Consider the following 22,456-nt stretch of genomic DNA (forward strand, 5'->3'; position numbering starts at 1 on the left):
TGTTGGGTGCATTTCTGTCCTGTGTGGAACAGGCACACCCATGGAGGTGGTGGGAGATGGTTGTCGGAGACGACGAACAAGCGGCGCGGGCCGAGCGGGCCCGCAAGATCGGGCTGTTTCGGTATCAGCTGATCCGGGAGGCGGCGGATCCCGAGCTGTCGACGAAGGCGCGGGGCAAGATGGTGCGCGCGATCGCCGCGGTCGAGCACGTCGACCCGTTCGGCAAACGGGTGCGTTATTCCCGGGACACCTTGGATCGGTGGATCAGGGCTTGGCGGCGGGGCGGGTTCGATGCGCTGGTGCCGGCCCCGCGGCAGTCGATCCCACGCACCCCGGCCGAGATCATCGAGTTGGCGCTGGCGCTGAAGAAGGAGAACCCTGACCGCACCGGTGCGCAGGTCCACCGGATCCTGCGCACCCAGCTCGGGTGGGCGCGCCGGGTGAGCGCACCGTGCAACGTTTGTTCGCCGAGCACGGGCTGGCCACCCACGGCAGCGGCGGCCCGGCGGTGTTCGGCCGGTTCGAAGCGGCTCGCCCGAACGAGTTGTGGACCGGCGACGCTTTATGCCGAATTCGGCATAAAGCGTCTTATGCGGACTATCTGATTATGCCGACTGTCGCGGGAAATGAAGTTTGTGGAAAGTTGTCGCGCTCACGTGCTCGGCATAATCATAGGCTGTTGAGGAAGGTGATGATCGCATCGGAGGGTTGGTAGCGGCCGGGTTTCGTGGTGATGGGGGCGGTTCGGTCCAGGGCTCGTTCTTTGAACGCCAGGTCGGCGTGGATGTAGATCTGTGTGGTGGCAACGCTTTCGTGACCGAGCCAGAGTGCGATGACGGTGGTGTCGACGCCGGCATGGAGAAGCCGCATGGCTGCGGAGTGTCGCAGGATGTGCGGTGAGATCTTCTTGCTGGCGAGGGTGGGGCAGGACTTGGCAGCGACGCACACGTACTGGGTGAGGCGTCGTTGCAGGGCGTCGCGGCTGAGCCGTTGGCCGCTTCGGGTAGGGAACAGTGGATCGACGGGTAGTCTGCTGCCTTCGGTCAGCCAGCTGCGGAGCAAGGTCGCGGTGGCGGTGGTCAACGGGGTGATGCGTTGCTTGCGGCCTTTGCCGTGGCAGCTGATGTGTGCTCCGGTGCTCAGGTGAACATCGCCGATGGTTACCGCTGTCAGTTCCGAGGCGCGTAGCCCAGTTTGGAGGGCTACTGCCAGCATGGTGTGGTCCCGTCGGCCAATCCAGGTGTCTGTGTCTGGGGCGTGCAGCAGGGCGTTGATCTCGGGCTCGGTGAGATAGGTGAGGATGTTGCGGTCGAAGCGTTTCGGCGGAATGGCCAGGACCCGTTGGATCACCGCCGCATGATCAGGGTGTTGCAGCGCGGCGTAGCGGAACAGGGAGTGGATCGCGGCCAGCCGGGCGTTGCGGGTGCGGACGCTGTTGCCGCGCTCGGTCTCCAGGTGGTTGAGGAACTCGCCGATCAGCGGCGCGTCCAGGTCCTCGATGCTCAGTCGGGACGGCGCGATGTCGGTGCGGTCGAAGGTGAAGGCCAGCAAGAGTTTGAACGTGTCACGGTAGGCGGTGATGGTGTGGGGGCTTGCCTGACGCTGCCGGATGAGCCGATCGGTGAAGAACGCTTGCAGGGTGCCGGCGAGCGTGCTCATGCGGTGTCTCCCAGGTAGGCGTCCAAGCGTTGCCCGGCCAGGGCGAGAAGTTCCGGTGCCGCCGACAGGTACCAGAACGTGTGCTTGGGGTCGGTGTGGCCCAGGTAGGTCGACAGCGTGGGCAGCAGGGCGGCCACGTCCTCGCCGCGGCGATACCAGTCCAACAGCGTTGAGACGGCAAAACTATGACGGAGGTCGTGGATGCGTGGCCGACAGTTGCCCGGCCGCGGCGCCAATCCGGCCAATCTCCTGATCCTGCGCCACGTCTTCTGCACGCGGCTGTGATCGAGACGGGTTGCGGCGTTGGAGATGAAAAAGACGCCGCAGTCAACGAGATTCTTGTCGCGTATCAACTGCTCCCTCCGGGTCAGGTAGCGGCGTAATCCCTCTGCGGTGCTGGGGTGTAGCGGTAGCAGACGGCTCTTGCCGAACTTACCGGCGCGGATGGTCAAGATTCCGGCGGCGGCGTCGAAGTCGGTGACATCTAGGGCGATCACCTCACCCAAGCGCATACCTGTCACGGCCAGGACGCTTATCAACGCCGGGAAGGTGGTGGCGTAGAACCGGTTTTGTAGCCCGGTTGCAGTCTGGACCAAGGCACGGATCTCCGCGTCGGAATACAGATATGGGGTGGCCCGGTGTTTGCCGCAAGCGATCAAACCAGGCGGCGGCACCTGGGTGCGATCATCGATGGTGTGTAGATAGACCGCGAAACGGCGCACTGCGCACAGACGCAGCGCATGCCACCAGCCATCTCCGCCGGGCAGTGTCGCCCACTCCACCGCGTTGTCGATGGTGATGATCTCGGCCTGCTGCTGTTCCAGGTAGGTGACGAACTGGCCCAGCAGCTTCTCCGCCCGATCCAAGGCGAAACCGAGTGCGCGGCGGACACTCAGATAGTCGGCAAGAGCTTGACGCAACGCGCTCATGCAACACTCTCCGAAGCAGGCCAGCGGCGGGCGACCTGACGCAGGGCGCCCACGTCGACCTTCGCGTAGAGGGCGGTCGTGATCGGGTCACGATGACGCAGCACTTGACCGATCTCGGCCAGCGAGGCACCGGCGGTCAACATGGCGGTAGCCGCGCTGTGACGCAGTCGATGTGCATACATCACCGGCAGCCCGGCTCGGCGGGCCGCCCGGGCCACCACGTTGCTGATGGTGTTCCGGCTCATCGGCCCATGCGGCGCATAGGCGCATAGGCGCATAGGCGCAGACAAACACTTGCCGGGAAACGGTTTTCGGTCGCCAACTCGTAAGATACGAAACGACTGCCTGCCCGACATCGGCCGGCAGCGGTAGCCGCTCAGTTCGTCGGCCCTTGCCGGTCACGGCCAGTTCGCCGTTGCGCCAATCGATATCCTCCAGCCGTAGGGATGCGACCTCACTGGTGCGAAGCCCAAGCCGCGACAGGATCGTCAGGATCGCCGCATCCCGCTGCCCCGCCTGGCTACTGAGATCGCAGGAAGCCAGCAGCGCTGCCACCTGATCGGCCGCCACGGCCTTCGGCAGACCAGCCAGTTTCCATCGGGCCACGGTCGGCACCGCAGAAGCCAACCTGACCGGGGTGATACCTGTGACATGCAGGTACCGCAGCAGCGACCGCAGCGGGGTCACCAGCCGCGGCACCGACCGAGGATCGCGACGTGATTGCTCCACCACGAACGCGGTGACCTCAGCGGCAGTCAGGTTCTCCAACTCCAGGCGGCCATCGCGCATCCGCGACACCACAAACCCGCGGATAGCACGAATGTTCCGGTCGATCGTCCGGTCGCAGAGGCCACGCTCCCTCGCCTCGTAGTGGGCATACTCGGCCAGGAGAACATCAACGGCCGTCGTCACTACCGGCGGCGGATCAGCCAGCGATAACCCCGCCGTCGGCAGGTATTCCAGCAGCGCCGCCCATGACCCCATCCTCCAGTTTCTGAAACGTCCCTGCGCATCCTTGGCCACGATGAACGCCTGCACCGTCGCCGGCCCGAACAAGTCGACGTCGATCTTCTCCGCCTGCATCCACGAGCTCAGATGCACCATCCGCCGCTGGTGGATTCGCACCACGGCAGGCGCATAACCCTTACGCACCAACCAATCAGTGAACCCCGCCTCAAAAGGTGCCAGCGGCCCGGATATCTCCAGCCTTGCACGAGACCACGTCACGATCTTCCTCCTTCTGTCCGGATCTGACACTGATCCAGACGGAGAAACCATTCGCACACGATGCAGATTTATGCGGAACTCACCCGAATAGCCGCACTCCTCACCAGGCACTCACCATCACAGTCGGCATAATCAGATAGTCCGCATAAGACGCTCTCCACGGACCGAAGGTGGGAGGCCGGAAAACTTACCTTTTCGCTTTCCTTGACGACCATTCACGTCTGATCACCGGGCACCGGTTCGGCTATGGCGAGGACACCGTGCGACTGGCCGCGGCGCTGCGTCCCGCGCTGGGAGCCCGCGGCGTTCCTGATCGAATCTACGTGGACAACGGATCATCCTTTGTGGACTCATGGCTGCTGCGGGGCTGCGCTGTCCTGGGCATCAAGCTGACCCACTCCACCCCGGGTCGACCCGAGGGCCGCGGGAAAATTGAGCGCTTCTTCAAGACCGTGCGGGATCAGTTCCTCGTCGAGATCACCGGCGAGGACGAGCCGGGACGTCACCAGGTCGCCGACCTGCTTGAGGTGAACCGGCTGTTCACCGCCTGGGTCGAGACGGTCTATCACCGGCGGGTGCATTCCGAGACCGGACAAGCTCCACTCCAGCGGTGGATGACCGGCGGGCCGATCGCGCTGCCCACCCCGGAGGCGCTGGCCGAGGCGTTCCGCTGGGAAGCCCGCCGCACGGTGCGCAAGACCGCGACCGTGTCGCTGCACGGCAACGTCTATGAAGTGGATCCGGCCCTGGTCGGCCGCGCCGTCGAGCTGGTTTTCGACCCATTCGATCTCACCCGCATCGAGGTCCGCCACCGCGGCCAGAGCTGGGGCCTGGCGGTCCCGCACCACATCCGCCGGCACGCCCACCCCAAGGCCCGGCCGGAGATCCCGCCCGAGCCGCCGAAACCGACCGGGATCGACTACACCCGCCTTGTCGACGCCACTCACCAGGCCGACCTCGCCGGCGGCATCAACTACACGGCGCTGACCGGCATCCACACCGGGATTCCCGGACAACTCGACCTGCTCACCGGCGCCGAAATCTCCCCGGCCCCGCCGAGACCGCCCATCGACGACGAGCACGCGGAGGCCCACGGTGATTGACAAGCTCAACCAGTACTGGGGCCTGACCAAGGCACCGTTCGGCCGGGACCTCGCCCCCAGCATGCTGCACCGGCACGCCTCCCACAGCGAAGCCGTCGCCCGCATCAGCTGGTGCATCGCCGAACGCCGGATCGGCGTGATCACCGGCGAAGTCGGCGCCGAGAAGACCGTCGCCATCCGCGCCGCACTATCCACCTTGGACACAAGCCGGCATATTGTGATCTACCTGCCCAATCCGACGGTCGGAGTGCGCGGGATCCACCACCAGATCGTCGCCGCCCTGGGCGGACAACCCCTGGTACACCACGCCACCCTGGTCCCCCAGGCCGCCGACGCCCTCGCTATCGAGCACGCCGAACGCGGTCGCGTCCCCATCCTGATCCTGGAGGAGGCCCACCTGCTCTCCCAGGACCAACTGGAATCCCTGCGCATGCTCACCAACCACGAACTCGACGCCTCCAGCCCGTTCGCGCTGCTGCTGGTCGGGCAGCCCACCCTGCGACGGCGCATGAAACTCGGGGCACTGGCCGCGCTCGATCAACGCATCGGCCTGCGCTACGCCATGCCGCCCATGACAGCAGAGGAGACCGGCGGCTACCTGCGCCACCACCTCGAGCTGGTCGGACGCTCCGACACCATCTACAGCGACGACGCCACCGCCTTGATCCACCAAACCAGCAGGGGCTACCCACGGGCGGTGAACAACCTCGCCATCCAAGCCCTCATCGCCGCATTCCTCGCCAACAAGACCATCGTCGACGAATCCACCGCCCGCACCGCCATCGCCGAGGTGACCGCCGAATAACCACCCCGCCACCATGACGACCACGACGACACCGTGAAGATCCCAGCCCCATCGGCACCCGCCGACGGGGCATCTTCATCCCCTCGTCATCGGCACCGTCAACGGCGCGGTCATCGGCACACATCTCGGCGGCGAACAGTAGGCCAGCATCCGCTTGTAGTCGCGTTGCGCCAGCAGCAGCGACGCGGCCAGGGCGAGGGAGGCCAGTGCCATCACCGCCAGCAGCACCTGGGTGAAGCCGGTGCCGAGTGCGGCGTCGGCGACCACCTTGACCCGCAGGATCGCGTAGAACGCGACGGAGAGCAGCACACCGGAATCAGCGGACACCGGCGCCGGAGCCTGGCTGTGGGCGTCGGGCAGCCAGGCGTGCAGCGGCGCGAGCCCGGCCTTGGTGCCGAACCCGAGAATCAACAGCACGACCGCGATGCGGGTGACTCCGGGATCGAGACCCGCGGCATGCGCGGCGAGCTCGGCCAGCTCCAGCCCGGGGGCACCTGGGGCGTGGGCGGCGGCGTAGTTGAGAAGGAAGGTCCCCAGCAGGGCCAGGGCGATCCCGGCCGAGCAGATCACCACGTACTTCCACGCCGCCTCCACGGCCGCGCGGGTGCGGCGGTGGCCGACCAGGAAGGCGGTGACGATGGTGGTGGCCTCGACCGCCACCCACGGCACCCCGAGGTTGGCGGCCAGCACCGCCACGGCCATCGCGGCCAGGAACAGCTGCACCAGCACGCTGTGCCGCGTCGCGGTGCGCGACGTGGCCCACCCGGCGGTGATCTCACCCCGGAGATAACCGGGGGTGGCCACTGTAGACAGCAGGCCGACCGCGCCGATCACGATGAGATGAAGGCCGAGAGCGCATCCACCCGCACCCCTCCGCCGAGCGAAGTGACCGGGCCGGAGCGCGTCACTGCGGCAGCAACAGTGATGGCGGCGGCGAGCAGCAGCACCGCACTTGCGGCACTATCCGGGCAGTCGCTGGCTGCCAGCCCCACACGAGGTAGGTGAGTGCTCACAGGACCGGCACTGCGACGGGAGTGAGTATCAAGAGGGTGGTCATCAGTCGCGCAACTCCCGCAGTTCGTCCAGGTCGGTGTCGCCGAAGGCTTCGCGCATGCGGGTGGTGAGGATCTGTAGGACCAGCACCGCGTTCGCGCGGGTCTCCGCGGTGCTCCGCATCCAGCCCAGGGGCTACGCCGCCTGACAGACAACACCAGCCCTGCAAGCAGTGAAGGCCCGCCGATCCCCGGCGGGCCTTCACTTTGTGGTGCACGAACCAGCAATCCGCGCGGCGCAGCGTGAGGTTCCCCGTGTGTCCTGAACGTGAAGGAGGGCTCGTGACGTAGGCGTCCCGAATTGGTGACCTCGCGGATTCAACTGTCGCGTGTTCTCCGTCCTGTGTCACCGGCAGTGGTCATCGGGGCGTAGCGGGGCCCAGGCGCCCCCGGCCTCGGTGGCGAGCCGGGCGGCGTGATCGAGGGTGTAGCCGAGCATCCTGGCGACCACCGGCGCGCTTGGAGGACGAGCTGCCGGAGCGCCAAACATCATCCACCATGGATCAAGCAAGGAGGGCCCGGCTGGTGAGGCCGACGGCGAACACGGCCAGGCCGCTGAGCACGACTCGCGGGCAGCTGTTCGCGTCCGCGCGGCCACCGGCAGGGATGAGACCGTGCCCACCGTGTTCGTCGGCGCGTAGGCGATGGTCAATCCCAGCTATCAGCAGGACCCGAGGCTGCGGTCCGCGAGTACACACCCCATTGGGTGGGCGCCATCGAACAAAACCCTCGTGGGCGTCGCTTCGGTGCCCTGCGGGCGTCGAACGGTTCCGGGGTCAGTTCGATCTCGTCGGTGGCGTACTCCCCGAAACGCTGGATGCGGGCGGTCAGGTACGGCGAGAGCACTGTCAGATCCTCCAGGGTGATCGTCCAGCCCTCGGCGATCAGCTCGCGGACCACCATCATCATGTCCAGTGTGGTGTGGAAAATGACCGTGTTGGTCAGCAGGGTGGAGAACTTGAGGATCTTCTCCTGCTCCTCGGGGTCGTTGGCGGCGATCACCCCGTGGTTGCCGAACCGGCACCAGGAGGAGAACTTGTTGTAGGACTCGACCTTGTTCGTCTCGGCCGTGGTCCGCCGACGCAGTTGGGCGTCCGAGAGGAACCGCAGCAGTTGGACAAGTCTTGGCCCGTGTGCCGTTACGCGAGTTGCCGCCGTCGCGGCCGACCGGGTCGTGCTTGCCGTAGCCGAGATGATCATCCATCTCGCCGGCTAGCGCGGCCTCGGTGACCAGCTTGGTCAGCCGGCCCAGCAGCCCACCCTCACCAGTCAGCCGCAGCCCTTCAGCACGGCCCGATTGGCCAGCTGCTGGATCTGCTCATCCATCACCGCCAGGTCTGCCGCGGCGGCCTCGCTGGCCTGCTCTGCCTTCACCTCAGTCACTGGTGCCTCCTACACGGGTCTTTCGGGGTTCGCGTGGCGTTCGCGTGTCTTACGCTCGTGGTTTACCAACGTGCTCGTGCGTCAGGGAGGCGGGTCGTGGCTAGAGCAGCAGCGCGTGCGCGATCGCGGGAATCGGGTTCGAACGGCTCAGCGGATTCGGCTCGCACGGCGTCGAACGGCTGAGCGCCTTCGATGTTGCGTACGTTGGGTGCGTTGGCCTCGCAGATCGTGGCGCCGGTGGCGGCTGCCGCGCAGAGCATCGTGGGCTTGGGGCGTCGGCGGGCTTGGGTGTCGGAGGGGCGTGCGCACGTTGAGGTGCGTGGTGTTCACCAGCCGGGGAGCGAGGAAGCCGGCGAGCGGATCGTCCGGTGGCTGGAGAAGGTGCCGGGCGTTGTCTGGGTCGAGATCAACGCTGTGGTGGGGCGGGTGGTCATCGGGCACGATCCGGACCTGGTGGGGATCGCCGGGCTGGTGGGTGCGGTGGAGGATGCCGAGGCGGACACCGGCTTGGACGAGGAACCGTTCGCCGCGGTCAGCGCGAGCCACCCGGACAATCCGGCGAAGGTGATCGCCGAGGCGACGATGCTGGGGGCGAACTCGACTGGCGCTGCGATCGCGATGGGGGCCCGGCTGCTGCCGCTGCCCGCGCTGCCGCCGTCTGTTCCGGCACTGGTGTCGACCGGTGAGTCGGTCTCCCGGGTCCGGAGGCCGCTGGAAACGCGGATCGGGAAGACCGCCACTGACCTGCTGTTCGGGCTCAGCAGTGCGATGGCGAACACGCTCGCGCAGCGCCCGGCGAGTTTGCTGGCGGAATCGGGGTACCGGTTCTGCCTGTTGCGGGAGACGCTGGCGGCGCGGCGCGGCTGGGCCCGGTGGGCGCGCTAGCCGCGTTCGGGCCCGCTATCGGGAGTCAGGCCCGTGCTGGAATTCCGGTGGCCGTGTGCGCGGCGATCGGCCTCGGGGCGGGGACGTGGTGGGGGATGCAGGCTGTGTGGCGCCCGGTTCCGCGCGCCGTGCCGCGCACTGCCTGGCATGCGATGGCGCCCGGCACGGTGCTGGAATTGCTCGACAGTTCACCAGAGGGCCTGACCGATGATGCGGCGCACCAGCGTTTCCCGGATCACGACGAAGGAGCGGACTTCCGCCGGATGGGTGTGCTGCGGGCGTCGCTGGAGGAGCTGGCGAGTCCGCTGACGCCTGCCTTGGCGGGTGGGGCCGCGATCTCGGCGAGCATCGGTGCCGTCGCGGACGCGACGATCATCCTGGGCGTGCTGGGAATGAACGCGTTGATCGGCGGCGTGCAACGTATCACCGCCGACCGTGCGTTGAACAAGCTGCTGGCGGCCAGCGTTGTTCGGGTTGTGGTGCGCCGCAAGGAAAACGTGACGCAGTTGCCCGCTGACCAGCTCGTGCTCGGCGATGTGGTGGAGTTGGTGGCCGGGGATGCTGTTCCGGCCGACTGCCGACTCCTGGAGGCGGACGGGCTGGAGCTCGATGAGTCGAGCCTGACCGGCGAGTCGATGCTGGTCACCAAGACAGTGACGGCGACTCCGGCGGTGCCGGTCGCGGACCGGACCTGCATGATCTACCGCGGCACCGCGGTCGCCGCCGGGCGAGCCGTGGGTGTCGTGGTCGCGACCGGCGCGAACACCGAGGCCGGCAGTGCGATCGGGCCTGAGGTCCGACGAGGTGCAGATGGTGTCGCGGCTCGCCTGCAGACGCTGGCCAAGGTGACGATTCCGGTCTGCCTGGGAGCAGGCGGGATTCTGCTCGTCACGGACATACTGCGCGGGCGTCCGTTGGGGACATCGCTGGGGCGGTCGGTGAGCCTGGCGGTGGCGGCCGTTCCCGAGGGATTGCCGTTCGTTGCCACCGTCGCCGAGCTCGCGGCCGCCCGGCGGTTGTCGAAACGCGGGGCGTTGGTGCGTAACTCCGCGACGATCGAGGCTCTGGGGCGGGCGCAGGTGTTGTGCTTCGATAAGACCGGCACCCTCACCGAAGGGCGGATCGCGCTGCGGCGGGTATCCGATGGTGCGTCGAGCCGGTGGCTCGAGGACATTTCCACAGTGGAACGCCGAGTGCTCGCGGGTGCCTTGCGGGCAAGTCCGTTGGTGGACAACGGAGAACTGCTCCCGCATCCCACCGATCGCGCGGTCGTCGATGGCGCGCGCGGCGCGGGAGCGTACCCCGACGATGGTAAGGAGGGCTGGGTGCCGATCGACGAGACGCCCTTCGAGCCCTCCCGCGGCTACCACGCGGTGCTCGGCACCTTCAGCGACGGCAATCTGCTGAGTGTGAAAGGTGCCCCGGAGATTGTGCTGGCCCAGTGCACCCGGTGGCGCAGACCAGACGGCGACGTGCCGCTGGAGGGTACCGCTGGTCGAGACGTCGAGCGCGTTGCCGAAAACCTCGCCCGGCAGGGCTACCGGGTGCTGGCTGTCGCCGAGCGGGCCGCCTCGGATCGCAGTGATCTCGACGAGTCCCGGATCCGGGATCTGCGGCTGATCGGTTTCGTCGCGCTGGCCGACCCGGTACGGCCCACCGCGGCCGCCGCCGTCGCGCAGCTCCAGCAGGCGGGTGTCGAGGTCGTGATGGTCACCGGCGATCACCCCAGCACCGCCGAGGCGATCGCCGCCGAACTCAACGCGCTCAACGAGCGCCGCGTCATGACCGGCACCGAACTGGACACCCTCGACGACGAGCAACTAGCGGCGGAAGTGACCACCGTCGCGGTGTTCGCGAGGGTCAGCCCGGCGCAGAAGGCGCGCATCGTCGAGGCCCTGCAGCGCAACGACCGTGTGGTCGCGGTGACCGGGGACGGCGCCAACGACGCCCCGGCGATCCGGTTGGCCGACATCGGCATCGCGCTGGGGGAGCGCGCAACTCCTGCGGCGCGTGAGGCCGCCGACCTCGTGGTCACCGACGACCGCATCGAGACCATCGTCGACGCCATCGTGGAAGGCCGCGCCATGTGGGCATCGGTGCGCGACTCGCTGGCCATCCTGCTCGGCGGAAACCTCGGCGAGATCGGCTTTACCGTCGTCACCGGTCTGATCAACGGCGGGGGCAGCCTCAACGCCCGGCAGCTGCTGCTGGTCAACCTGCTCACCGACATCCTCCCGGCGATGGCGATCGCGGTAAGGCCACCGCCGACGATCACCGCCGAGATGCTGCTGGCCGAAGGCCCCGAAGCCTCCCTGGGCGCCGCGTTGACCCACGACATCTACCGGCGTGCCGCGCTGACCGCCGGGGCCGCCATCAGCGCATGGATCCTCGGGCGCGCGACCGGAACCCTGCGCCAGGCCAACACGATCGCGCTCGTGGCACTGGTCGGCGCCCAGCTCGGACAGACCCTGGTCGTGCGCGGACGGACACCACTGGTCGTGGGGTGTGCCCTCGTCTCCCTCCTGGCGTTGGCCGCCATCGTCCAGACCCCCGGGCTGAGCCAATTCTTCGGGTCCAGCCCGCTACTCCCGCACGGCTGGATGATCGCCGCGGGCGCAACGACCGCCGCCACCGCCCTCAGCCTCCTGCTCCAACAATGGTGAACCGCCGTGTGTGAGCGCCAAGATCCCGTCAGCGCAGCCATCGTCGGGCCCGACTCGGGACAACTTCGAGCAGACAAGACCTCCAGCCGACGGGCGGTGAACTCGTGATGGGGATCGATCAAGCGCGGCTTCAACGAGAACTGGACCTGGTACGGGAAGATCTGTCCGGCCAGTTCCCCGACGCACGGCCCGGACAGATCTTGCACGCGATCAACACCGCGGCCGCCGAGCTGGTACCGCAAGCCACGATAGGAACCTTCCTGCCGATCCTCATACGCCGACGCGCGCAGGAAAGACTACGAACACGGCAATAGCACGCGAGCGGATTTCCTGCGAGTGCCTACCCGGACCGGGATAGGGCGGCGAGACGGCAAGATCGACGGCTGTCGGGTCTTCAGTTGTGGCGGTGTCCTCTCGCCAATGATTCGACTGCGCTGCTTCAGCCGTGGTTGGGCGCACGGTCAAGACCGTTCCGGCGTATCTTCCGCGACGGCAAGGGACGGCACCCGCTGCGGCGGCGGCCCGTTGGCATCGTCTCGGCTGGCGGGGCGGTCGTGTTGGTCCGGTTGAGTGTGGTCGGCCCGGACCAGCGTTCGCCCCAGTGTGAAGGAAAGCGCTCGATCTTCGTGGCCATTGTGATCGTGGGTTGTGGTTTCCGGGTCGGCGTGGTGGTGATCGGCCACGGTCTCGACGATGTTGTCGGTTTCCGACGGCATGGCCTGCTGGCTGCGTGGCCGTGGCTGGAGGATGAGGCCGGCGGCGCTGGCGGCGACGGTGCAGCCCAGGGCGATGGCCCAGCCGTGCGGCAGCAGGGGTGTGGAACCGAAGAAGTGGCTGAGGCCGGGGATCTGCACGATGGCGGCCAGTGCCACCATGGACACGAGCGCACCGGCCACGACCAGCGGGGTGCGTCCGCGGATGACCAGGGTCTGGCCGAGTTGGGCACCGACGAGCGCGACGAGCGCGACCGTGTCGGCGTGTCGCCGGGTTCCCGAGATTCGGCCGAGGATCCAGGCGGTGAACGCGGCTGCGGCGGTGATGATGCCGCGCCGGTAGATGTCGCGGTGCAGTGCGGCACCGAGGGAGGCGTCGGGCCCTTCCTCCAGGAGCATCTCAGGCGTGATCTCCGGTGGGGGCCGTACGGCGATGGCCATCGCCGGGATGACGTCGGTGAGGAGGTTGACCAACAGCATTTGGCGGGCGTTCATCGACCCACCGGGGGTAAGCAGGCCGGTGACGACGGTGAACAGGATCTCGCCGAGGTTGCCGCCTAGCAGCAGCGCCAGGGAGTCGCGCACTGAGGCCCACATGGCGCGTCCTTCGACGATGGCGTCCACGATCGTTTCGATGCGGTCGTCGGTGACCACGACGTCGGCGGCTTCCCGGGCGGCCGGTGTGGCGCGTTCGCCGAGCGCGATGCCGATGTCGGCGATTCTGATAGCGGGTGCGTCGTTGGCCCCGTCGCCGGTGACGGCGACGACGCGGTCGGTGCGCTGCAGTGCTCGGACGACACGTGCCTTGTGCGCCGGGGTGGTGCGGGCGAAAACCGCGATGTCGGCGACCTTGGCGGCCAGTTCGTCGTCGTCGAGAGTGTCGAGGCCGGCGCCGGTCATGACCTGGTGGCCGCCCAGGATGCCGAGTTCGGCGGCGATGGCTTCGGCGGTGCTGGGGTGGTCACCGGTGATCATGATGATCTGCACGCCTGCCTGCTGCAGTTGGTCCACGGCGGCGGCTGCGGTGGGGCGGACCGGGTCGGCCAGGGCGATCAGGCCGGTCAGCCGGAGGTTGCGCAGGCGGGAGTCGTCGAGGTCGCGGCGGCCGGTGGCGGGCCGTTCGGCGACGGCCAGCACGCGGTATCCCTGGCGCGCCAACCGGTCGAATTCCTTCTCCGCACCAAGGCGTGCGTCGTCGTCGAAGGCCACGTCCACGTCGTCGCGGCGCCAGTGGGTGCACTGGGCGAGCACGACCTCCGGGGCGCCCTTGATACTCAGCAGGTGGTCACTGCCGACCCGTCCGAGCACCATGTGGTAGCCCCGCGACGGTTCGAAGGGGAGCTCTTCGACGAATTGCCAGCCCGGGGTGCCTTCGCTGGGCTGCACCCCGAGATCGCGGGCACCGTTGACGACCGCGCGGTCGGTGGGATGCGGCAGGAATTCACCGTTGTCGGCCAGCGGACTGGCGCGCAATGCCGCCGCGAGAATTTTTCTATCCACTGTGGATAGATTTGCGATGTCGCGGGTGGTGGCCCCATCGGATACCCCGCGCAGGGCGATGCGTCCTTCGGTGAGGGTGCCGGTCTTGTCGAAGCACAGCACATCCGCTCGGCCCAGCGCCTCGATTGTCGAGGAATTGTGCACCAGGGCACCACGTTTCGACAACCGCCGGGCCGCGGCCAACTCGGCGACGGTCGCAACGAATGGCAGGCCCTCCGGTACGGCGGCGACGGCCAGGCTCACCGCTCGGCCCAGGGCCGCGCCGATGGGCTGACTCCGCAGCAGATCCGCGACCAGCAGCAGCCCTCCGGCGCCGATCGAGATCGGCACGGTGACCTTGGTCAGGGACCGCAAACGCGCCGCCACCCCGCCGGGACGATCCGGGGCGCCGTCGGAGACTGCCGCGCTGCCGGCTTCGGTGGCCTCTGCGGTGGCGACGACGACCGCGACGGCGCGTCCGGCTGCGATCGCGGTGCTCTGGTAGAGCATGCAGTGCCGGTCGGCCACCGCTGCCGCGGGTGTGGCGGCGGTGGTTTTGGTGACGAGTTGGGATTCGCCGGTCAGGCTGGATTCGTCGACCTCGAGCCCGTCGGCTTCCAGCAGGCGGCAGTCCGCGGGGACGGCGTCGCCTGCCACCAGGTCGATGACGTCGCCGGGTACGAGTTCGTCGGCGGGCACGCGGGTGCGTTTGTCCTTGCGGCGCAATGCGACCGGGATCGCAGTGGCATCCAGGAGCTTGCGCAATGCGCGGTCGGCGCTGACCCGCTGCACGCCGCCGATCAGCGCGTTCAACCCCAGCACGCCACTGATGATGACCGCGTCGGCGGTCGCTCCGATGCTGGCGGAGATCCCCGCTCCACCGGCCAACGCGGGGGTCAGCGGGCTTGCCAACTCGTCCAGGCTCGCGAGCATCAGGCTGGTCCGGCCTGGCTGTGAGTGGTCCTGGCGTCCGAGTGCGCGCTGCTGCGCATCAGCGTCGGTCAGACCGTTCGGCGAGCTGCCGAGCAGTTCCAGCACCGTGGACGGAGACATGGCGTGCCAGGGCGTGCGGGCGGTGTCGGACGGCACCGGGCGTCGACCCGCTTGCATGCCCCAATACGCACCGGCGCCGAGGGCCAGCAGCGCACAGGTGGACACGGGCACCGCCGCGCGGGCCTGGCTTCCCGCGGCAGGCCCGAGTGCGGCCAGCAATGCACCGCTGGCCGAGCCGATGACGGCGAGCTGGGCACTGCGCCGGCTGACGGTGCGGGCGGTGGGGATCAACCGCAGCAGCGCGCACGCCTCGCCCAGGCCGGGCCCGGTGATCAGATGCGCGCCCCACGGGGGTGGCCCGTGGCCGGTGACGCCGATTCCGAGGTCGGCGGCGGCCAGGCCCGCGCGACTACGCGTCGAGACCACGGCGACGCCGTGGCCATCGGCCTGCAACTCCCGCACGAGCTCTGCGAGGTCCGCGCCGGCAGGCGCGATGCGATCGACCTCCCATTTCTCCGCAAGCCGAGTGTCTGTTCCGGCGAGAACAACCGAGCCCACCTCACGGGCCGCGGCGAGAAGCTCGTCGGTCAGCGGCGCCGGTTCCTCCTCGATCTCGACGATGGCAACCGGGTGCCCATCCCGGTTCAGCGCGTGGGTGTGCACCCCCGGGCCGGCCGTCTGCCGGAACGTGCCTTGCCGCTCCACGTGCGACAGATCTGCGTCGCCCAGTTGCGACAGCGCCCAGCCGTCGCGTTTCGCGTCCGCGTGCACCACCACGCCGACCAGGGCGTGCGCTCGTTCCCACAATCCCGCGATGTCGACCTCGCCGTTGAGCGGAATCACGTCGCGCACCCGCTGCGTTCCCGTCTGCACGGCAGTCGCGTCGATCACGACGGTGTCGATCCGGTCCAACCTCCGCAGGATTCGTGGATCGACCACCAGCGCATGACGTTCGGAAAGCGCGATCCCGATCTGTGCCGCGAACGCATCCCGGCCCAGCCCTGCCGCTCGCGGGACACCCGCGACCAGAAAGCCCTGTGCCCGCTGCAGACTTCGTGTCACCGCCAGGGTTCCCAAGAAGGCTGCGGGCCCGGCCACCGCCGAGGTGTTCGCCACGCGCTCGATCGGTCCATTGGGCAGGGGTGCCGGGCGGGAACCCACGTCGACAGGCTCGCACCGGTGGTACTCGGGGCGGTCCCCGAACTCGGCTTCCCGCCGCGCCCAGCTTCGCTGCACCGCCTGGGACTCCCGCACCAAGCAGAACCGATGCGTGGCATCGGCCAGCAAGGTCGTCGGGCGCTGCGCCAAGGTATTCGCTGCAGCGCCCCCGAGACCGAACAACAAATCCGTGGCCGTCCAGCCCACCCGCGCCTGGACGGCACCCCGGACCTTCTGCACGGAGTCAGCGGTGGAGACCAACGCCGGAATGGACGGCGGCACGGCGGGTACCGGCAGCCAGCGGGCCGCCACGGCATAACCCAAGCCCGCCAGGTTCGCCCCCATCACCACCGTGTTGCCGAACACCCTGGCGACATCGCCCGGGCGCACCGCGCCAGCCTCGCGGCGAGGACGCTCGCCCATACCGCTGGCCTGCTCGGCTTCGTCCACCGCGGCGACCAATTCAGCGAGCTCGACTGCCTCCGGGTCGTGCCCGATGACCACCCGGCCCAGCGCCGCGTTGACCTCGGCCCACCGCACGCCGGGCAGCTGCGTGAGCCGATTGGTGATCTGCTCGGCCGCCGGTTCGGACCCCGGCTCGTGCACGCCACGCACCTCGATGTGCGCGCGCCCGTCCGCGGTCCACGCCCGCCGACCATCACCGAAAAGCACAACGTCGCGCGCGACAGCGACCGCTGGTGCCGCGAGTTGCGACACCAGCGTCTTCAACCCACCGAACATGGTTACGCGCTCGTACGGTTCGACCGAGACCCGGACGTCGCTCGTGATGAACTTGATTGTCCTTCGCCGGCTCGCTGCGCGACCATCGTGCCGATCCCGATCGCTGCGGCCACCGGCCATTCGATCAGCGACAATGCCGCCAGTGCTCCCAGAACGCCGTAATAGGCCAGCTGCCCGGGTGGGGGAAGGTTTTTCCGCACGGTGTTGACCATGCCTGCGACATTCTCCTGCCCAGGAATGTGCATTTCCGGAGGACGAAACTCCGCTGTCACGAACGGCAGCTTCACGGTCGCAGGCTGCGGGCGACCGGTCTTCCCCGATGCGCTCTGTGAGCGATCACCACGGGACCCACCGGAGGTTCCAGCCTCAGACTTCGCGTTCCGGGTTCTAGCAGCCACGACGCTCCTTTGCAGAACTAACGGGTAAACCCCGAGACTAGGCCCGGTGAAGGTCCCTTGAAGACCCGGATGCAGGCATACACCCCGTTCAAGTGAAAACAATCCACAACGGAAGAGATAGGGGAACCAGGATGTAGCTGTTTGTGGACCTCGTCCGAGCGGAACACCAACAAGCGAACACGTACTGGCGAACACTGGCCACCTACGGCTTCACGTGCGTCGCTGGCCGTGCACGCAAACGGTGTCACCTCAACGCGACATGATGTCCGTTCGCTGTTGCCTGAACGCAACACCAGCCCGGCCCTACAACGCACAATCGCCGGGCGTCCGGGGCGGTCACGTCGGCCAGCGCGTGATGCACAGCCCGGCATTCGGGCTTGTCGGCGCTGCCCGGGCGCACCGCGCATCAATGTTGTTGCAACACCGCGCCCTGAAGGAGACTGATGTGGCAACGAGTCCGAGACCCCAACAACTCGACGTGGGGCGGTTTCGTCGTATCCAGGCGTAAAATCGTGCTGTTCGTCTGGTCCGGTTCGGGCCAGTTCGATGCCGTGCGGGGCTGACCATGTCGCATGAGGCTGCCCTAGGGAGGAGCGAGTCATGGCTACCAAGCAGCGGAGACCAGCGGGCGCGGAGACGACGCCATCAGGTGCTGGCGGGACGACGGTGAACCTTCCCGGTGTGACGGCGGAGTTCCACCGCCCTGATCACTACATTCCGACCCGCGAGGATCTTACTGGTGCGGCGGAGACGGTTCGGGGCTATCTGCCGTCCGGTCAGATGATGGCTTTCTACGGTGGTCTGGGAGCGCTGGCTGCGTTGTCGATGATCGAGTGGCCGGTGGCGGCGGCGATCGGTGTGGGTGTTGCGGTCGCACAGCGTGCTGGCAGTACGGCCTCGGAGTAGTCCGGTTGCCGATGGTCCCGGTGCGAATGAGCCGCTGGCGCGTCGATGGCGCTCAGGCCAGGCGGACTTGTGCACGCAGTTTCACTGCGTGCGTCACATCCGCCATATCCGGGGGTGCTGAAGAGGGATCGGTGTCTGCTGCCTCCGGACACGAGTAGTTCGGCCAATCCTTCGATGGTCGGGACTGCGGCGCACGATCCCGGTCCGGGCACGGCATCCGGGACCCGCGTCGCCGGTTTCGCAGGCTGATCAGGGACCGCCAACGCCGCAGCAGTCATCCGTCGGTTGAGTGTCCACATGTCACGGTTCACCGTGGTGGGTATCTCCTTAGGGCTTGCGGTCGTTGTTGTGGGAGGGGCTAGTGACAAGGCCGTGAAGTTTGGACGTTGGTGTTGGCTGTCAAGGATCTGCGGGCGTCAGAATGTCGACGCCGAGGGTGGCTTTGTAGCTGGTCCGGTCAACGCGAGGGCCTCGTGCCTGGTATTTGGAGATGCTGTCGGCGGTTGCGGGTGTGTCCCCGCGAAGACGGCGGCGGCGTCGAGTCGTTCTGCCACCGCCGAGGGGGCATCCATACGCACCGCGACGCGGGAGATGCCGCGCCGGTTGTCCAGGTTCCCCCTTTTTTTGGTGACATACTCCCCGAGGGCCGACAGCGGGGGGTCGGCTCGCCCGTCGGCGAGGTGTACGACCGCGCGTTGCAGCCCACCATGGCCTACGTCGCCAGCGCGGTGAGCGAAGTGAGCCGACGGTCGGGACATCTCGGCCCAGCAGAGCGCCGAGGAACGTGCTCTTGCCCCGCTTGGCCTCGCCCGCCATCCACCCGCAGTTATCTCACACCGACATGACCGCCGCGAGCCGGGAACAGCGCGGTTCATCAGGCTGGCCACCGCGCCCACGAAGCCACCTCCGCAACTCTTCGGTGGTCACGGAGATCAACGATGCGCAGCGGCTTGCGTCCCTTGCCATGACGCGTCGTCGAGTGCGGCACTCGTGTGCCCAACGGGGATCCGGGCGAGCGGCTGCCAGGAGGTCGAGTCGTCCGCCTGCCGGCACAGCGCGAACTGCCCGCCCGGGGTGTCAGCGATCAGCATGGACGCTCTGTGCGACACGCTGGAACGACGAACCTGCGCAGGAGTGGTCCTCAAAGGGCTGCGCCGTCGGCGAAGGTCAACGGCTCATTGACAGCGCCCACTTGCCCGGAAATCGTCGTGATCGAAGCCACCATCAACGGGCCCCAGTCCTGCAGTCCAGGGTCCATGTCGAGCGGGACTGGCCACGGGAAGTGCGAGCTCGTCAGGCCACGATCTTGCGGAGCACCGCGGAGACCAGCGCGAAATCGTGTAGGGCTACCGTATGACGGCTGTGTCAGCATCGGGGATGTACGACGAGATCGCCCTGGCTACACGACGACCGTGGGATGAGCCTCTGTCGGCCAATACGGGAGTTTCACAGCGAGGTTGCTCGCGACCACTCCCGACACACCCGTCTGAGTGACGATCCCAGGATCATGTGTGGACTCCCACGAAAGTGTCCTCCGATAGCGGGCCCGGAGCAGCAACGAGCACTGTTTGACAGGTCGCGACGGCAGAACGATCACGGTGTGGGGTAGGAAATGGCGAGGCAGACTATCAGCGCGTTGGACATGGTGTTCCTGTGCCTGGAGCGGGAGCTCACGCCTATGCACCTCGGCGGCGTCGCGGTCTTCGGACCTGGTCGGCCGGTCGACGGAGCACGGCTGGTAGAGCTGATCGCCGACCGGGCCTCACGCCAACCCCGCCTGCGGCTACGCGTCAACAAAACGTGGCTGGTACCCGGCCAGGCCCACTGGGAACCTCAGCCCGGCTTCGACGCGGAAAGCCACGTAGTCGCGCACCACCTGCCCTCCCCGGGCGGGGAGCCCGAGTTGGAAACGCTGATCTCCGAACTCATGAGCTCTCCGCTGGATGTTTCCCGACCGCTGTGGGAAGTCCACGTGATCACGGGTCTCGAGGGCGGCCGCTTTGCTGTGTTCGTCAAGCTCCACCACGCGCTGGCCGATGGCGCGAGTGCCGTCGAGCTCGGCCTCGGCCTGCTGGACGGCTTCACCCCGGAGGACACCCCGCCCGAGCACACGAGCCCGCCGAGCATTCTCGGCTCCGCTGCCTCAATGCTGAGCAACCCGGGGAAAGCGCGCCAGATGTTCGACGAGACTCTCTCTGCCGCAAGTGAGTTCCTGCAGGTGTTGCTTCGGCCTGAGACGGTCGAAATCGCCACGTCCGTGCTCGGCCGCCTTCGGCCGGCCCACCGCTCACCCTTGGCAGCGCCGCACACCGCCGCCAAGCGCGTCGACATGGTCACCCTGCCCCGAGCAGATCTTCGCCGCATCAAGCGTCGCTACGGCGCCACCACGAACGATATCGTGCTCACCATCGTCACCGGAGCCCTGCGGCAGTGGCTGGCCACCCGGGGACACCCGGTCCACGAGCTCGACCTGCGCGCGCTCATTCCCGCCCAACACCGCCAGACCAACGACTCAGCCAACAACCAGCTCTCCGCCTACCTCTGCGACCTACCCGTCCACGAGCCCGACCCTTCCGCCAGGCTCGCACTGATCCAAAGCTCCATGCGCCGCAACAAGTCCAACGGGCCCACCCGCGGCGCCGGTGCACTGCCCGTGCTGGCCTCCCAACTGCCACCGCTGCTGCACCAGGTCCTCACTCCGATCGCCACACACGCCGCACACCTGCTATTCGACACCGTGATCACCAACGTGCCCCTGCCCGACATAGAGGTCTCCCTGGACGGCGCCCGCCTGCACCAGCTCTACCCCCTGGTGCCGCTGCCCGCCGGGCACGCCCTGTCCATCGCCGCCTGTCCCTACCGCGACAACGTCCACATCGGGCTCCTTGCCAACCGAAGCGCACTGCCCGACATCGAAAAGCTCCACCACGCCCTCCCACACGCCCTCGCCGAACTCGACGACCTCGCGCAATGACCAGTCAGGCCCTACACCCAGCCCGATCCGCGCGCCTACTTCAACACGCTGCGTGAGCCGGCCGGGTGAGCGTTCTCGTCAGCCCGGACGGCCACGGCGTAGTCCATGCCACGAGTGGTCAGGCGTGCCGGAACGCGGCGGTCTAGCCGAAACCGGCATCAGCGACACCGCTAGGCGGTGTGCCTGCTCGGTAAGTTCATCGAGGATCTCCAGAGCCAGCCGCCACTTTTCGACATACCTGATCTCCTCTGGCATTCCGCGGTGCGAGCCCGGCGCGTATCTTCCCGATCATCCCGCAACCAACGCCGACTGGGGATCAAGCCTCGGGCTCGGCATCCCGACACGGCACTAGGTGGCGACAGATGACATAGTGGTGGGTCATGCGTTGCATCGGCTCGAAGCCGCTGCAGTTGGTGTAGGAGACGCGAACTGCGCTCTATCGGCCCCTGAGCGTTGACGTCAGGGCAGGGTGATTTCGGGTGCCGTCAGGACGCCCCTGTCGCATTTCTGGGCACCCGCCTCGTGGTTCGGGAGGGGTCGGTTGCTGGGCATCGGGCGGTGCGGGTTCAGATGAGCCCCGAGCGAATCGCCAATGAGACGGCGTGTACGCGGTTGCGCAGCCCGTAACGCGCCATGACCTGGTAGAGGATGTTCTTGATGGTGCGTTCGGAATAGGCCAGTTTCTGTGCGATCTCCTTGAGATCGAAGCCCTCGGCGATCAGCTGGAGGACGTCGACCTCACGGGTGGTGAGTCCGCACATGGTCAGGTCGAGGGGGGCGAGCACGTCGCGTTGGACGCGCTGGTGTTCGTCCAAAAGCGTGCCTTGCAGTGATGGAGGGAGAACTCCGCCGCCGTTGCTGACTGCGTGGATGGTGTGCAGGAAGGAAGTGTGGGAGAAGCGGGCGCGCCAGAGTATGGCGCGGACGCCGTGCTGCACGGCGGTGGAGATGTAGGGTCGCCAGTCGCCGTCCACGATGAGCAGGAAGCGCTTGGCGGCTCCGGAGGACAAACTACGCAGAGTCTCCATTGCGTGCGAACCGGTGGTTTCCTGGACAAGAACGACGACGTCGGCGTCGGCAGTTTCGGTCAGCGAGAGTCGCCGGTCCTGGTTTATGCAGCTGGCCAGGCCGACACGGGTGAGGTCGTCTGTGTCGTGGAGGGCCACGCGGACTGTCGCCACGGCCGCGTCGTGCACGATGCATACCTCCTTGTGGCGGTATGAGTCAGCAGCTGATTGGGCGCGGTTGTGTCTTTCCGCGGGCGCAGGTAAGGAGTCCGCCGATTCCCGCAGCGTGTGGGCGCAATCGCCGGGCTCGCTGTGCTGATCGGCGGCCCGGTCGGACTGTCGCGGGCCGGTATGTGTCAGGTCGTGCTCCGCTGAGGTTCC

At 67.5% G+C, this 22,456-nt stretch carries 18 protein-coding genes and 3 pseudogenes; 9 read left to right on the forward strand and 12 right to left on the reverse strand.

Annotated elements, in window-relative coordinates; all coding sequences use genetic code 11:
• Window positions 1-56: 56 nt before the first annotated feature.
• Window positions 57-605 (forward strand): helix-turn-helix domain containing protein, encoded by a 549-nt coding sequence (locus ACRXBZ_RS33305; RefSeq protein ID WP_433882440.1) that lies wholly within the window; start codon window positions 57-59, stop codon window positions 603-605.
• Window positions 606-669: 64 nt separating this feature from the next.
• Here the strand turns inward: ACRXBZ_RS33305 and ACRXBZ_RS33310 are convergent, their stop codons facing one another.
• The 4 genes and pseudogenes from ACRXBZ_RS33310 to ACRXBZ_RS33325 form a co-directional block, all read right to left on the reverse strand.
• Window positions 670-1,659, reverse strand: coding sequence for a tyrosine-type recombinase/integrase (locus tag ACRXBZ_RS33310; protein ID WP_433882441.1), 990 nt, complete (start codon window positions 1,657-1,659; stop codon window positions 670-672).
• Window positions 1,656-2,588: a tyrosine-type recombinase/integrase gene (locus tag ACRXBZ_RS33315; protein ID WP_433882442.1), complete on the reverse strand. Its 933-nt coding sequence runs from the start codon at window positions 2,586-2,588 to the stop codon at window positions 1,656-1,658. Before ACRXBZ_RS33315 ends, ACRXBZ_RS33310 begins: the two co-directional genes overlap by 4 nt.
• A complete protein-coding gene (locus tag ACRXBZ_RS33320; RefSeq protein ID WP_433884047.1) occupies window positions 2,585-2,944 on the reverse strand; it encodes a tyrosine-type recombinase/integrase in 360 nt (119 codons plus the stop codon). The genes ACRXBZ_RS33315 and ACRXBZ_RS33320 overlap by 4 nt, the downstream gene beginning before the upstream one ends.
• Window positions 2,889-3,866, reverse strand: a pseudogene (locus ACRXBZ_RS33325) (tyrosine-type recombinase/integrase); the annotation flags it as partial. The gene ACRXBZ_RS33320 and the pseudogene ACRXBZ_RS33325, both read right to left, overlap by 56 nt.
• A gap of 110 nt (window positions 3,867-3,976) precedes the next feature.
• On the opposite strand from ACRXBZ_RS33325, the pseudogene ACRXBZ_RS33330 reads away from it, so the two are divergent.
• The 3 genes and pseudogenes from ACRXBZ_RS33330 to ACRXBZ_RS33340 form a co-directional block, all read left to right on the forward strand.
• Window positions 3,977-4,402 (forward strand): annotated as a pseudogene (locus tag ACRXBZ_RS33330) (DDE-type integrase/transposase/recombinase); the annotation flags it as partial.
• A 27-nt stretch (window positions 4,403-4,429) separates the two neighbouring features.
• A complete protein-coding gene (locus ACRXBZ_RS33335) occupies window positions 4,430-4,918 on the forward strand; it encodes a Mu transposase C-terminal domain-containing protein (protein WP_433884048.1) in 489 nt (162 codons plus the stop codon).
• On the forward strand, window positions 4,911-5,723 hold the full coding sequence (locus ACRXBZ_RS33340; RefSeq protein WP_433882443.1) for an ExeA family protein: 813 nt from the start codon (window positions 4,911-4,913) through the stop codon (window positions 5,721-5,723). Before ACRXBZ_RS33335 ends, ACRXBZ_RS33340 begins: the two co-directional genes overlap by 8 nt.
• Window positions 5,724-5,798: 75 nt before the next feature.
• Here ACRXBZ_RS33340 and ACRXBZ_RS33345 read toward each other — a convergent pair whose 3' ends face one another.
• From ACRXBZ_RS33345 to ACRXBZ_RS33360, 4 genes and pseudogenes are all read right to left on the reverse strand, one after another.
• Window positions 5,799-6,557, reverse strand: coding sequence for a proton-conducting transporter transmembrane domain-containing protein (locus ACRXBZ_RS33345; protein WP_433882444.1), 759 nt, complete (start codon window positions 6,555-6,557; stop codon window positions 5,799-5,801).
• A gap of 564 nt (window positions 6,558-7,121) precedes the next feature.
• The gene (locus ACRXBZ_RS33350; protein WP_433882445.1) at window positions 7,122-7,265 is read right to left on the reverse strand and encodes a hypothetical protein; all 144 of its coding nucleotides are present in this window, start codon (window positions 7,263-7,265) and stop codon (window positions 7,122-7,124) included.
• 158 nt (window positions 7,266-7,423) lie between these two features.
• Window positions 7,424-7,975 carry a Tn3 family transposase gene (locus ACRXBZ_RS33355; protein ID WP_433882446.1) on the reverse strand — a complete coding sequence of 184 codons (552 nt, stop codon included), beginning with the start codon at window positions 7,973-7,975 and terminating at the stop codon, window positions 7,424-7,426.
• Window positions 7,872-8,101, reverse strand: a pseudogene (locus ACRXBZ_RS33360) (transposase); the annotation flags it as partial. The pseudogene ACRXBZ_RS33360 and the gene ACRXBZ_RS33355, both read right to left, overlap by 104 nt.
• Window positions 8,102-8,350: 249 nt before the next feature.
• Between ACRXBZ_RS33360 and ACRXBZ_RS33365 the strand changes: the two are divergent.
• From ACRXBZ_RS33365 to ACRXBZ_RS33375, 3 genes are all read left to right on the forward strand, one after another.
• Window positions 8,351-9,043 (forward strand): hypothetical protein, encoded by a 693-nt coding sequence (locus ACRXBZ_RS33365; RefSeq protein ID WP_433882447.1) that lies wholly within the window; start codon window positions 8,351-8,353, stop codon window positions 9,041-9,043.
• A 95-nt stretch (window positions 9,044-9,138) separates the two neighbouring features.
• Entirely contained in the window at window positions 9,139-11,706 is a 2,568-nt protein-coding gene (locus tag ACRXBZ_RS33370) for a cation-translocating P-type ATPase (RefSeq protein ID WP_433882448.1), read from the forward strand.
• Between the two features lie 107 nt (window positions 11,707-11,813).
• The gene (locus ACRXBZ_RS33375) at window positions 11,814-12,020 is read left to right on the forward strand and encodes a three-helix bundle dimerization domain-containing protein (protein ID WP_433882449.1); all 207 of its coding nucleotides are present in this window, start codon (window positions 11,814-11,816) and stop codon (window positions 12,018-12,020) included.
• 147 nt (window positions 12,021-12,167) lie between these two features.
• Here ACRXBZ_RS33375 and ACRXBZ_RS33380 read toward each other — a convergent pair whose 3' ends face one another.
• Both ACRXBZ_RS33380 and ACRXBZ_RS33385 read right to left on the reverse strand, forming a co-directional pair.
• On the reverse strand, window positions 12,168-16,790 hold the full coding sequence (locus ACRXBZ_RS33380; protein WP_433882450.1) for an HAD-IC family P-type ATPase: 4,623 nt from the start codon (window positions 16,788-16,790) through the stop codon (window positions 12,168-12,170).
• A gap of 2 nt (window positions 16,791-16,792) precedes the next feature.
• A complete protein-coding gene (locus ACRXBZ_RS33385) occupies window positions 16,793-17,077 on the reverse strand; it encodes a hypothetical protein (protein ID WP_433882451.1) in 285 nt (94 codons plus the stop codon).
• 711 nt (window positions 17,078-17,788) lie between these two features.
• Here ACRXBZ_RS33385 and ACRXBZ_RS33390 point away from each other — a divergent pair.
• Window positions 17,789-18,094: a hypothetical protein gene (locus tag ACRXBZ_RS33390; protein WP_433882452.1), complete on the forward strand. Its 306-nt coding sequence runs from the start codon at window positions 17,789-17,791 to the stop codon at window positions 18,092-18,094.
• 932 nt (window positions 18,095-19,026) lie between these two features.
• Here ACRXBZ_RS33390 and ACRXBZ_RS33395 read toward each other — a convergent pair.
• Window positions 19,027-19,185 (reverse strand): hypothetical protein, encoded by a 159-nt coding sequence (locus ACRXBZ_RS33395; RefSeq protein WP_433882453.1) that lies wholly within the window; start codon window positions 19,183-19,185, stop codon window positions 19,027-19,029.
• A 521-nt stretch (window positions 19,186-19,706) separates the two neighbouring features.
• On the opposite strand from ACRXBZ_RS33395, the gene ACRXBZ_RS33400 reads away from it, so the two are divergent.
• Window positions 19,707-21,068: a wax ester/triacylglycerol synthase family O-acyltransferase gene (locus ACRXBZ_RS33400; protein ID WP_433882454.1), complete on the forward strand. Its 1,362-nt coding sequence runs from the start codon at window positions 19,707-19,709 to the stop codon at window positions 21,066-21,068.
• A gap of 566 nt (window positions 21,069-21,634) precedes the next feature.
• On the opposite strand, the gene ACRXBZ_RS33405 is transcribed toward ACRXBZ_RS33400, so the two are convergent.
• A complete protein-coding gene (locus ACRXBZ_RS33405; protein WP_433882455.1) occupies window positions 21,635-22,264 on the reverse strand; it encodes a response regulator transcription factor in 630 nt (209 codons plus the stop codon).
• Window positions 22,265-22,456: the final 192 nt, after the last annotated feature.

It is taken from the genome of Saccharopolyspora hattusasensis (genome assembly GCF_050972075.1).
In the GTDB taxonomy this organism is placed as follows: Bacteria; Actinomycetota; Actinomycetes; order Mycobacteriales; family Pseudonocardiaceae; genus Saccharopolyspora; species Saccharopolyspora hattusasensis.